A 12,101-nucleotide genomic window follows, 5' to 3' on the forward strand; every position below is an offset into this window, starting at 1 on the left:
AATATGTGTATTATATATGATTATATCAGGCAGTTCAAAAGAAAGATCAGTCGTTGTTGATCACAACGCCTTTCTGAAGCATGATGTTGGCATAAAGTGCTTTCTCACTTGTGGAGATGATGCAGTATGCAGTTTTTGCTTCGTCATAAAATGCGAAACGCTCGATGTTTCCGACGGCTTTTTCGCCACGCTCGTCATGCTTGGAAACGATTTCTTTATATGTATCCCAGATCGGTGTCTCCACATTATCGCCAGGCATTACTTCCATCAGGTTTACCGGATGCTCTACATAAGTATCCAGCGGGAAGAGCTTCAGGATGGCATCCAGGATCTCCGGAACGCCATGTCCGTCACAGCGGATGGTGATGGCATTTTTTCCCATGGATTCTACAGGGAAGTTTCCGTCAGCGATAACAAGACGGTCACTGTGTCCCATCTCACATAAAACCTTCAGTAATTCTGGTGATAAGATTTCTGGAATTCCTTTTAACATAGTTCATATCCTCCTAAGATCATTGTGTACTTACAGTATTTTCGGAAATTATAGCATCAGGCTCAGGTGATCAGAACAGGATACATGGATTTCCGAAACTGTTATGACGCCGGTAGTATCAGACAGACCTGCCCGGCCACAGGCTTTAGAACTCTTATTAATTAATCTAACGGTATTTGGTCTTCTTTTCAAGGGAATATTTTCCTGTAAATGATGAAAATTTTATGGTTGACAGAAACCCTGTGGAGCGCTATGATGAACTCAAACGGAAACGTTTCGGTTTCTGGACCAAATGAGGAAATAATACAAAACAAACACAATGATTATGATTCCAAGGAGGAGAAGATTATGCCACTGGTTACATCGAAGGAAATGCTGTTAAAGGCACAGAAGGGCGGATATGCAGTAGGAGCATTCAACGCAGAGAATATGGAGATGGTGAAGGCGATCATCCAGGCAGCTGAGGAGCTGAAAGCACCGGTTATGATCCAGACAACACCTTCTACTGTTAAATATGGTACGGTTGAGACTTACGCTGCGATCGTAGCAGCAGAGGCAGCCAAGGCTTCCGTTCCGGTATGCCTTCATCTTGACCACGGCAGTAGCTTTGAGCTTGCGATGCAGGCAATGCATGCAGGCTATACCTCTGTGATGATCGATGGTTCCAAGCTGGATTTTGAGGATAATATCAGAGAGACCAGGAGAGTTGCGGATGTGGCAGCAGCCCTGGATATCCCATGTGAGGCTGAGCTCGGTAAGGTCGGTGGTAAAGAGGATGATCTTGAGGCTGAGGCAGACACTAACACCGACCCGCAGGAGGCGAAGGAATTCGTGGAGCGTACAGGTGTTACTTCCCTGGCAGTTGCCATCGGAACCGCACATGGTTTCTATGTGGGAACACCGGTTCTTGACAAGGAACGCTTAAGCGAGATCCGCGAAGTCGTAGATATCCCCCTTGTTCTTCACGGGGCATCCGGACTCAGTGATGAGGATGTCAGCGACTGTGTAAAACGTGGTATCTGCAAGGTTAACTTTGCAACAGAGCTTCGTGCTGCATATTCCAGGGCAGTGAAGGAGACCTTTGCAGAGAATGAGAACACCATCGACCCGAAGGCCTACGGAAAGAAAGCGATCCAGGCAGTGAAGGAGCTGGTTGAGGCGCGTATGAAGGTTTGCGGCTGTGATGGAAAGGCAGAATGATCTTCTGTAAAAAAACAGAAACGGAGTGATCAGTATGGCAGCAACCATGAAAGATATTGCCAGGCGGACCGGACTTGGGCTCGCAACGATTTCTTCTTATTTTAACGGCGGAAACGTAAGAGAAAAAAACAGAATAAAGATCGAGGAGGCCATTCAGGAGCTGCATTATGAGGTCAATGAGGTGGCCAGAGGGCTTAAGACCAATGCTACCAAGACCATCGGCGTGGTGATCCCGGAGCTTAACAATACCTTTTGCGCGGAGATCATCACAGGAATGGAGGATGTCTTAAGGAGTCACGGATATGCGACTATTGTCTGTGACTGCCGTACCGATAAGAGACTGGAGCGGGATGCAGTGGAGTTTTTAAGCCGGAAGCGTGTGGACGGGATCATCAGCATGCCGGTGGATGCGGAAGGCAATCATCTGAAAAAATTCCAGAAAACCGGAAAGCCCATCGTACTCATTGACCGCAGAATCAGGGAGCTTTCCTGTGACAGTGTTCTTGTAGACAACGAGAAGGCGGCTGAGGACGCAATGAGAGTTTTTTTTCAGGCAGGACACCGTAAGATCGGGATCATTGGCGGACCGGAGGAAATTTCCACAGCTCAGGAACGTCTCCAGGGGTACCGCAATGCATACGAAAAAGAAAATATACCGGTACGGGAATCTCTGATCTATCACGGCGATTATACCATTCAGGGCGGTGTGCAGGGAATTGAGAAGCTTGTTGCGGACAATCCGGATATGACGGCCGTGTTTGTTACCAACTATGAGATGACCATGGGGGCGGTGATCGGGATGAATGAGCTGGGTCTTAAGATCCCGGAACAGCTGTCTATGATCGGTTTTGACAATCTGCAGTTTGCCAGAGCATGCAATCCCAAGCTTACCATTGTGGCACAGCCTACACAGGGGATTGCCGGAGAAGTGGCGGGAATCATGCTGAAACGGCTGGAAGGGGCTGCAAGTGAAGAAACAGAACCGATCACGGAGAAGCTTGGCGCAGAGATCATCATGGGAAAATCCGTCTGTGTGCTGGACGAGAAGGAGAAGCTATAATGAAACCATATTTATTAGGTATTGATATCGGAACCAGTGCCTGTAAGGTTGCGGTTTTTGAAAAATCGGGAACGGTTGTGGCTGCGGCCAACGGCGATTATCCGGTTTACTATCCGAAGGAGGGCTGGGCAGAACAGAATCCGGAAGAATGGTGGAGTGCTGTCTGTCAGGCGGTAAAGAAGGCCATCCAAAAAGTGGGGATAGCACCTGAGGAGATCGCAGGCATCGGTATTGACGGTCAGAGCTGGTCAGCCATTGCCATGGATAAGGACGGAAATGTACTGACAAACACTCCGATCTGGATGGATACCAGAGCACAGTCTATTTGTGACAGATTGAATGAAGAGATCGGGGCAGAGCAGATTTTTGAAGTATCCGGTAATTCCCTTCAGCCGTCCTACACAACTGCAAAGATCCTCTGGTATAAAGAAAATCTCCCGGAGGTGTACCAAAGGATCCACAAGATCCTGCAGTCTAACAGCTACATTGCATATAAGCTGACGGGTGTGATGAGCCAGGATGTTTCCCAGGGCTATGGCCTGCATTGCTTTGACATGAGAAAGGCAGCCTGGGATGAAGATATGTGCAGAAAGCTTGGGATTCCCATGGAATTTCTTCCTGAGATCTGTGCCTGTGATCATGTTGTGGGAACAGTTACAGAGAAGGCGGCGGAGGAATCCGGCCTTGCTGTGGGAACACCGGTTGTTGCCGGTGGTCTGGATGCGGCATGCGGAACACTGGGAGCTGGAGTAATCCATCCGGGTGAGACACAGGAGCAGGGAGGACAGGCCGGCGGAATGAGTATCTGCATGGATGCGTACAAGGCAGATCCCAGACTGATCCTTGGCTATCACGTGGTTCCGGGACAGTGGCTCCTTCAGGGAGGAACCACCGGAGGTGGTGGTGTCATGCGCTGGTTTGAACGTGAGTTTGCAGATTATGAGCGCTCTGTAGCAGGGGAAAAAGGCTCTTCTCTGAATCAGCTCAATGAGATCGCGGAAAGGGTCGCACCAGGCAGTGACGGAGTGGTATTTCTTCCATATATGTCCGGTGAGCGTTCCCCGATCTGGAATCCTAATGCGAAGGGCGTATTCTACGGACTGGATTTTGCCAAGACCAAGGGACATATGGTACGTGCCTGTATGGAAGGCGTAGCACTTTCTCTGAAACACAACCTTGAGGTGGCAAAGGAAGCGGGAGCAGATGTGGAAGTTCTCCGTGCAATGGGAGGCTCTGCAAATTCTCTTCTCTGGACACAGATCAAATCCGATATCACAGGAAAACCCATCGTAGTGCCGTCCTCTGATACGGCAACAACACTTGGTGCAGCGATTCTGGCAGGTGTTGGTGTTGGAATGTATCAGGATTATGATGAGGCCATCCGTCTTACGGTAAAGGAAACAAGAAGACATGAACCGAACCCGGAAAACCGGGACGTTTATGAGAAAACCTATAAAACCTATTTAAATCTCTATAAATCTCTTGAACCTATGATGAGAAATGAGGAGGAAAAGTGATCATGAAAGCAGCAGTAGTAGTAGCAAATGAGGATGTTCAATATCAGGATGTGGAAGAACCCCAGGTAACACCTGGCCATGTGAAGATCAAGGTAAGATATTCCGGGATCTGCGGATCTGATATCCCGCGTGTATTAAATCACGGCGTACATTTTTATCCCATCGTGCTTGGACATGAATTTTCCGGCGATGTGGTGGAAGTGGGAGAAGGCGTTACCAAGGTGAAGGTCGGCGACCGTGTATCCGGTGCACCACTTCTTCCCTGTATGAAATGTGACGACTGCCAGAAGGGTAATTTCTCTCTCTGCAAGCATTACAGCTTCATCGGTTCCAGAGAGCAGGGAGCAAACGCAGATTATGTAGTGGTTCCTGAGCAGAATGCAGTACCATTCGCAGACAATGTTCCATATGAGCAGGGAGCCATGTTTGAGCCTGCAACCGTAGCCATCCACGGTATATTCCAGAACGATTACCACGGCGGAGAGTATGTGGCGATCCTTGGCGGCGGTACGGTCGGTATGTTCACCATGCAGTGGACAAAGATCTTTGGCTCCAAAAAGGTAGTGGTCTTTGATATCAGCGATGAGAGACTTGCTCTTGCAAAGCGTCTCGGCGCAGATGAGATCATCAACACAAAGGAAGAGGGATATATGGAAAAAGCCATGGCCATTACAGGTGGAAAGGGCTACGGCTTCGTATTTGAGACAGCAGGACAGGTTCCTACCATGCATATGGCATTTGAGCTTGCAGCAAACAAGGCACATGTATGCTTCATTGGTACTCCTCATGAAAACCTTACCTTTACACCGAAGGAGTGGGAGAACATGAACCGTAAGGAGTTCAAGCTTACCGGTTCCTGGATGTCCTACAGTGCCCCGTATCCGGGCCGTGAGTGGGAGCTGACGGCGCATTATTTTGCAACTGGCCAGCTGAAGTTTGACCCGGGCTTCATCTATAAGAAAATCCCGATGAGCCAGGCACAGGAGGCATTCCAGCTGTTCAAGACACCGGGCCTTGTAAAAGGAAAGATCCTTCTTTCCAATGAGGAAGACTGATATGATCCTGACAGTAACCTTAAACGCTGCCATTGACAAGCGTTATGTAGTGGATGATTTTAAAGTGGGCAAAGTGAACCGTGTGCGTGAATGTACCTACGTTCCCGGCGGAAAGGGACTGAATGTTTCCAAGCCGGCGTCCATTTACGGTGCTGAAGTGGTTGCCACCGGCTTTGTAGGCGGCCACGCAGGCAATTATATAGAAGCTGCCCTGAAACCCTTTGGCATTAAGAGTGCTTTTTACCATGTAGAGGCGGAGAGCCGCTCCTGTATCAACATCTGGGATGAGGTGAATCATGTACAGACCGAATTCCTGGAGCCGGGATTTACACTGACAGAGGCAGATTTTGAGGGCTTTGAGAAAAAATTTCGCCAGCTTGTAAAAGACGCTTCTGTTGTGGCGATATCCGGCAGCGTGCCGAAGGGACTTGACGGAAGTGCCTACCAGCGCCTTGTGAAGATTGTGAAAGACGCCGGAAAACCGGTGATCCTGGATACCAGCGGCAAGCTTCTGGAAGAGGGAATCAAGGCAGCACCGACACTGATCAAGCCTAACATTGATGAGATCCGTATGCTGACAGGCAAGCATTGTGACGATATCAACGATATCATTGAAGCAGCGAAAGCCATCCATGCCGGTGGTGTGGAGATCGTGGCGGTTTCGCTTGGAGCAGATGGTTCCCTGGCAGTCGGAGAGGAAGGGATTTTCCGTGCGGTGGTTCCGAAGATCGATGCGGTAAATACCGTAGGCTGCGGAGATTCCATGATCGCAGGCTTTGCCCTTGGATTAAGTGAGGGACTTTCCCTGGAAGAGACTCTGCAAAGAGCCAGTGCGATCTCAGCGGCGGCAGCCATGCGCGAGGAAACGGGCTTCTTTGTGATGGAGGATATGGAGGCTCTTCTTCCGAAGATCGAGATCAGGCGTTTATAAGATAAGCTTATAATAAAAAAATTTTTATAAAAAAGGAGATGTAAAGATGGCAGAAGTTATCAATCCGGCAATTGTGCCGAAAGTGACACTTCCTTCCGGCGAGCAGGTTCCGTGTGTCGGAATGGGAACATTCGGTTCTGACCGTGTATCCGCAGAGGATGTATCTGCAGCTGTTGCAGGCGCGATCCGCAGTGGCTACCGTATGTTTGACTGTGCCGCATGTTACGGAAACGAGCATGAGATTGGCCAGGTATTTAAGGACGCTTTTGACGAAGGTGTTGTAGAGCGTAAGGATCTTTTTATCATGACAAAGGTATGGAATGACATGCACAGAAGAGTAGAGGAAGCCTGTGACAAGAGCATTAAGGATCTTCAGTGCGATTATGTGGATATGTATTTCATCCACTGGCCATTCCCGAACTATCATGCACCGGGATGTGATGTGGATTCCAGAAATCCGGAGTCCAAACCCTTCAGTGTGGAGGAGTTTATGGATACATACCGCCAGTGTGAGGCGTTGGTAGAAAAAGGAAAGATCCGTTACATCGGTATTTCCAATATGACCATTCCGAAGCTTGAGGCAGTTCTTCCGCTTATGAAGATCAAACCTGCAACCTGTGAGCTTGAGCTTCATGTATGCTTCCAGCAGCAGGAGCTTTATGATTATCTGGTAGAGCATAACATCCAGCCGGTAGGCTATATGCCGATCGGTTCTCCACGCAGACCGGAGAGAGATATCTGCCCGGAGGATGTTGCGGATCTGGAGGTTCCGGAGATGCAGGCGATCGCAAAGGCACATGGTGTTCATCCGGCTCTGATCGCTCTGAAATGGGCACATCAGAGAGGAGAGATCTCCATTCCGTTCTCTGTGCACAACTATGCAAGCAACCTGAAATGTGTCACAGAGGATCCCCTTACAGAGAAAGAAATGGCAACCATCGCAACTCTGGAAAAAGGCAACCGTCTTGTAAAAGGACAGGTATTTCTGTGGCATGGTGCCAGGGACTGGCATGACCTCTGGGACGAGGATGGCGTTATCGTAAAATAATAAAAGTGTTGCAGTAAAATCCCGTGTCCTATATGTTGGATGCGGGATTTCTTTGTATTTAATTTGGACTAAGAAACTCCGTTGTAAATTTTAACCAAACATGTTAACATATAAAAAGAATTAACAGTTATTGTTCACAGAAAGGACAGTAATCTTACCAATGAAAATGACAGAGACGGGGGGAAGGATCTGTCAGGGGGATGTGCAATAAAAACAACAGAAACTGATCAGAGGGGGACAACAGAAATTATGTATCGTATTTTACTGGTAGATGATGAGATACTTGTTCGAGATGCGATCCGGGAGAATATTGACTGGAAAGCAATGGACTGTGAGCTGGTAGGAGACTGTGATAACGGGAAAGCAGCAGCGGAATTTGTACAGAACCATCCGGTGGATATCGTGCTTACAGATATCCTTATGCCATATATGGATGGTATGGAACTGAGCCGTTTTCTCCATGATAATTATCCGGACATCGTGATCGTGATCTTCAGCGGATTCGGAGAATTCGAGTATGCCAAGAAGGCGATTCAGTATGGTGTCAGTGAATATATGCTGAAGCCGGTGACAGCCATGGAACTCAGAAATGTTATCGGAAAAATGAAAGAGAAGGTGGACCAGCAAAGAAAAGAAAAAGAGAAGCTGGAACGTCTGACACAAACTTCCGAGAATTATCAGAAAAACGCCATTGTGATCCGTTCCAGAGCGCTGCAGGGCTTTGTGGATAATATCAAGACACGGCAGGAAAGTCTGGAAGAGCTTGCTGCACTGGGAATCGATCTTGAGGCAGCATGCTATCGTGTGGCTGTTTTTGATCTGGATCTGTATTCGGACGGCAGTCAGCTTACTGCGGAGAAACGCCAGGAGAGTGCACTGATGTCTTTTGTCCTTTTTAATATCAGTGATGAGATCATCAGCAAAGAAAAAGCAGGAGTGGCATATCAGGCCGGAAATAACAAGGTCGGTGCTCTTTTCATGGGAAACCGTACCAGAGAGTTTGAACACAAGATAATGGAGATCTGCAGGACGATCCAGGATAAGCTGAAGGAACTGATGTCGCTGGATATTTCTATCGGTGTGGGAAGCTGGGCCAGAACTCAGCAGGAGCTTCGTGCATCCCATGAACTTGCAGAGAAAGCTATTGAATATCGTTATCTTCTTGGAGGAAGCCTTCTTATTGATATGGAAGAACAGCCGGAGGAAAAAAATCTTTCCATTAAAGCTTATGTAGAGAAGCTGGCAGCTGCTCTGAAAATGGGTAAAAAGGAAAACGCAGAGCATATTCTGGAACAGATCTCTTCTGAGATCAAGGAAGCGCGGGTGGATAAGAGTCGTGCTTGCGTGTATCTTCAGCAGATCATCCGTGCAGCAGATGAGACCTGTGAGGATATGGTTCCGGACAATAGGCTTTTTTCCAAAAGAGAAGCACTTCTGCAGCAGGTTACGGAGCAGAATTCTTTTGACAGTGCTGTTGAACTGGTCAGGAATCATATCGGAGAGATTTTCCAGACACTTTCTGATGCAAACAGCTCCAGCGGACAGCGTCAGGCCAGACTTGCCCTGGATTATATCCAGAAGAATTATATGGATCCGGATTTAAGCCTGAACAGTATTTGTTCCTATCTGAATATCAGTACAAGCTATTTCAGTACGATCTTTAAGGATCTTACGGGAGAGACTTTTACAGAGGTTCTGATCCGTACCCGTATGGAGAAGGCGAAGGAACTTCTGGAGAATACAACTATGAAGAATTATGAAATTGCCGAGAAAGTCGGATTTGCAGATCCCCATTATTTTGGGATCTCCTTCAAAAAAATGACCGGCTGCACACCAACAGAATATGCAAGGGAGAAACGTAAATGAGAGATATCCGGTTTGCGGCAAAGATCATAGGAAAATTTAAGAGTATCCAGAGTGCGATCTTTGCGGTAGTGACGGTGCTGCTTTTAAGTGCGGTGCTGGTCATAACAGGTGTTTCCATGAGATATACCCGCAATTCTATTTTTGAAAATTCTGCTGTCTACACCCAGAATATCGTGCAGCAGATGAATCAGAATATTGATTCCTATATTGATTACATGGAAAATATAGCCTATATGATCTCCAGTAACGAGGATGTACAGCAATATCTTTTTGGTGAAAATGTGGACAATGGAACAAGAGAGCGTCTGATCAATCAGTTCAAGACTATTCTGGATGGACGAAGTGATATCCGAAATCTTGGAATCATTGGAAGTAATGGACGGAAGCTGATCAACGACGGCAAACAGTCTGTGAATCCGGATCTGAAGCTTTCCACCCAGGAGTGGTATCTGGAAGCTTTACAGAAGCCGGAAGGCCCGCTTCTTACATCTTCTCATGTACAGCACATCATCAGCGGAGAGCGTCCGTGGGTGATCACTTTAAGCAGGGGAATCCGTAATTTTTCCAACAGTGGTGAGAAAGAGGGAGTCTTTTTTATTGATCTGAATTACAGTGCCATCAGTGAACTTTGTGATCAGAATACGATCGGGAAAAAGGGATACGCATTTATTCTGGATGAAAGCGGAAATATTGTATACCATCCCCAACAGCAGCAGCTTTACAATGAATTGCAGACTGAGAATATCGACCTGATCGTGAAATCAAAAGAAGATACGGTGCGTACCGAAAAGGGAAACAGAGGAAAGCTGTATTCCATTTCCAGATCAAATAAAACCGGATGGACCGTTGTGGGTTGTATGAGCGTCAGCGAGCTTCTGCGCAAAAGCAATCAGGCACAGAGTATTTATGTGCTTATTTCCGCACTTCTGATGATCGTGGCACTGCTTTTTTCCAGATTTCTGGCAAAGAGTCTTACATATCCTCTTCAGCGTCTCAGAGATTCCATGTCCAGAGTACAGGAAGGGCATTTTGACGGAGCAGATGTGGAGATCGATTCAGAGAATGAGATTGGAAGCCTGACGAAATCTTTCAATGTGATGACACATAGGATACAGGATCTTATGGAGCAGAACGTGAAGGAACAGGAAGCAAAGAGAAAAAGTGAGCTTAAGGCCCTTCAGTCCCAGATCAATCCTCATTTTCTCTACAATACCCTGGATTCGATCATCTGGATGGCAGAGGGCAGAAAGTACGAAGAGGTTGTTCTGATGACAGCATCCCTGGCGCGTCTTCTTCGTCAGAGCATCAGTAATGAAGATGAAGTGGTTCCTCTTGCAAGGGAAGTGGAGTATGCCAAGGGTTATCTTACGATCCAGAAGATGCGTTACAAGGACAAGCTGGAATTCGAGATCGATGTAGAACCTTCTATATTAAATATCCCTCTGATCAAGCTGGTTCTCCAGCCGATCATTGAAAATGCCATCTATCATGGACTGAAATATAAAGAGAGTAAGGGACTTTTGCAGGTAAAAGGCTTTATGAAGGACGGAAATGCAGTTCTTCAGGTGATCGACAACGGTGTAGGTATGGATGAGGAAACATTGTCACATATTTATGATAAGCATAAGGTGAATTATCATTCCAATGGTGTGGGTGTTTACAATGTACAGAAACGTCTGAAGCTTTATTATGGAGAAAATTACGGGATCACCTATGAAAGTGAAAAAGGTGTCGGAACCACTGCCACGATCACCATTCCGGGAATACAGGAGGAATCAATATGAAAAAACATAGAAAACTCCTGACTTTAGGAGTGGTCATCTGCCTTGTGGCGGGGCTTGTAGCCGGAATAGTCTATTATAAACAGGTAGAAGAAGAGAGAAAACTATCGCTGATCTATATTCCGAAGGTTGTGGACGGTACCAATGATTTCTGGACATCATTGATCCAGGGGGCGGAGATGGCTGCAAAGGAATATAATGCAGATATCCGCGTATGGGCACCTGAGGAAGAGAATGATGTGGCTGGGCAGAACAAGCTGATCGAAAGGGCAATAGAAGAAAAACCGGACGCGATCCTGATCTCGCCGTCCAGCTTCACTGAATCCGACCAGCTTTTGAAGAAGGCAAAGGAACAGGGAATACATATCGCATTTATTGATTCCTACACACAGGAAGAGGTCCAGGATCTTACCGTTGCGACCGATAATCTGGAAGCGGGACAGATCCTTGGCAGGTTTGCGAAGGATCTTGTGGGAACGGATGATCAGATTGCGATCGTTTCACATGTAAAGGGTGTATCTACGGCAGTTGAAAGAGAAAAAGGTTTCCGGACAGGACTTGGCAGTCTGAAGGATAATATCGTAGATGTGGTATACTGTGATTCTCAGTATGACAAGTCCTATGAGCTTACAAAAGAGCTGATGAAAAAATATCCGGATCTCAAGATGATCGCGGGAATGAATGAATATTCCTCTGTAGGTGCTGCAAGAGCAGTAAAGGCAGCAAAAGCAGAGAATCGGATCAGGGTGGTGGGAGTAGACAGCTCACAGGAGGCCGTCCAGCTGATGGAACACGGAATCTTCCAGGGAATCGTTGTACAGAAGGCATTTAAAATGGGGTATGTGGGTGTTCGGGAAACTGTTAAGATGCTGCGTGGAGAAGACTATAAGAAGAATATTAATTCCGGGTGCCAGCTGGTGACTCCTGACAATATGTATACCAGTGAGATCGAAAAACTGCTTTTCCCGTTTAATACGTTAAAAACATATGGTGATCTTACACCGTAAATAGTCATAAATGCACAAAGAAAAGGGTTAAATATTTACCATACAGTAAATATTTAACCTTTTTTTGAAAGATATTCTATTACAATTATTGATTTTTGACGGTATTATAATAACCAAGAAAACACAAGATACGTGCAAAACGT

Annotated in this window: 10 protein-coding genes; 9 read left to right on the forward strand and 1 reads right to left on the reverse strand. The window is 46.8% G+C overall.

The annotated features are described in order from the left end of the window. Positions 1–46 precede the first annotated feature (46 nt). Positions 47–493 carry an RbsD/FucU domain-containing protein gene (locus tag ABCM67_RS05795; protein WP_015527311.1) on the reverse strand — a complete coding sequence of 149 codons (447 nt, stop codon included), beginning with the start codon at positions 491–493 and terminating at the stop codon, positions 47–49. A 348-nt stretch (positions 494–841) separates the two neighbouring features. On the opposite strand from ABCM67_RS05795, the gene ABCM67_RS05800 reads away from it, so the two are divergent. The 9 genes from ABCM67_RS05800 (at position 842) to ABCM67_RS05840 (ending at position 11,958) form a co-directional block, all read left to right on the forward strand. After that, on the forward strand, positions 842–1,693 hold the full coding sequence (locus ABCM67_RS05800; RefSeq protein WP_015527310.1) for a class II fructose-bisphosphate aldolase: 852 nt from the start codon (positions 842–844) through the stop codon (positions 1,691–1,693). Positions 1,694–1,727: 34 nt separating this feature from the next. Beyond that, the gene (locus ABCM67_RS05805) at positions 1,728–2,753 is read left to right on the forward strand and encodes a LacI family DNA-binding transcriptional regulator (RefSeq protein ID WP_147602915.1); all 1,026 of its coding nucleotides are present in this window, start codon (positions 1,728–1,730) and stop codon (positions 2,751–2,753) included. Continuing rightward, positions 2,753–4,270, forward strand: a complete 1,518-nt coding sequence (gene xylB, locus ABCM67_RS05810; RefSeq protein ID WP_147602916.1) for a xylulokinase — start codon at positions 2,753–2,755, stop codon at positions 4,268–4,270. The genes ABCM67_RS05805 and xylB overlap by 1 nt, the downstream gene beginning before the upstream one ends. 2 nt (positions 4,271–4,272) lie before the next feature. Beyond that, positions 4,273–5,325, forward strand: coding sequence for a galactitol-1-phosphate 5-dehydrogenase (locus tag ABCM67_RS05815; RefSeq protein WP_147602917.1), 1,053 nt, complete (start codon positions 4,273–4,275; stop codon positions 5,323–5,325). Position 5,326: 1 nt separating this feature from the next. After that, positions 5,327–6,256, forward strand: a complete 930-nt coding sequence (pfkB, locus tag ABCM67_RS05820) for a 1-phosphofructokinase (protein ID WP_147602918.1) — start codon at positions 5,327–5,329, stop codon at positions 6,254–6,256. 46 nt (positions 6,257–6,302) lie between these two features. After that, positions 6,303–7,304, forward strand: a complete 1,002-nt coding sequence (locus ABCM67_RS05825) for an aldo/keto reductase (protein ID WP_147602919.1) — start codon at positions 6,303–6,305, stop codon at positions 7,302–7,304. Between the two features lie 249 nt (positions 7,305–7,553). Continuing rightward, positions 7,554–9,170 carry a response regulator gene (locus ABCM67_RS05830; protein ID WP_147602920.1) on the forward strand — a complete coding sequence of 539 codons (1,617 nt, stop codon included), beginning with the start codon at positions 7,554–7,556 and terminating at the stop codon, positions 9,168–9,170. After that, positions 9,167–10,954, forward strand: coding sequence for a sensor histidine kinase (locus ABCM67_RS05835; RefSeq protein WP_015527303.1), 1,788 nt, complete (start codon positions 9,167–9,169; stop codon positions 10,952–10,954). The genes ABCM67_RS05830 and ABCM67_RS05835 overlap by 4 nt, the downstream gene beginning before the upstream one ends. Further along, positions 10,951–11,958, forward strand: a complete 1,008-nt coding sequence (locus ABCM67_RS05840; protein ID WP_022427197.1) for a substrate-binding domain-containing protein — start codon at positions 10,951–10,953, stop codon at positions 11,956–11,958. The genes ABCM67_RS05835 and ABCM67_RS05840 overlap by 4 nt, the downstream gene beginning before the upstream one ends. Positions 11,959–12,101 lie beyond the last annotated feature (143 nt).

It is taken from the genome of Blautia sp. 2227st1_G12_2227SCRN_220401 (genome assembly GCF_039062885.1).
Lineage (GTDB): Bacteria > Bacillota > Clostridia > Lachnospirales > Lachnospiraceae > Blautia_A > Blautia_A fusiformis.

Excerpts from the sequence above, each read along its gene's own strand:
- pfkB (WP_147602918.1), top strand. The coding sequence starts at position 5,327 with ATGATCCTGACAGTAACCTTAAACGCTGCCATTGACAAGCGTTATGTA.
- ABCM67_RS05840 (WP_022427197.1), top strand. The coding sequence starts at position 10,951 with ATGAAAAAACATAGAAAACTCCTGACTTTAGGAGTGGTCATCTGCCTT.
- ABCM67_RS05830 (WP_147602920.1), top strand. The coding sequence starts at position 7,554 with ATGTATCGTATTTTACTGGTAGATGATGAGATACTTGTTCGAGATGCG.
- ABCM67_RS05825 (WP_147602919.1), top strand. The coding sequence starts at position 6,303 with ATGGCAGAAGTTATCAATCCGGCAATTGTGCCGAAAGTGACACTTCCT.
- ABCM67_RS05835 (WP_015527303.1), top strand. The coding sequence starts at position 9,167 with ATGAGAGATATCCGGTTTGCGGCAAAGATCATAGGAAAATTTAAGAGT.
- ABCM67_RS05815 (WP_147602917.1), top strand. The coding sequence starts at position 4,273 with ATGAAAGCAGCAGTAGTAGTAGCAAATGAGGATGTTCAATATCAGGAT.
- ABCM67_RS05800 (WP_015527310.1), top strand. The coding sequence starts at position 842 with ATGCCACTGGTTACATCGAAGGAAATGCTGTTAAAGGCACAGAAGGGC.
- xylB (WP_147602916.1), top strand. The coding sequence starts at position 2,753 with ATGAAACCATATTTATTAGGTATTGATATCGGAACCAGTGCCTGTAAG.
- ABCM67_RS05795 (WP_015527311.1), bottom strand. The coding sequence starts at position 493 with ATGTTAAAAGGAATTCCAGAAATCTTATCACCAGAATTACTGAAGGTT.
- ABCM67_RS05805 (WP_147602915.1), top strand. The coding sequence starts at position 1,728 with ATGGCAGCAACCATGAAAGATATTGCCAGGCGGACCGGACTTGGGCTC.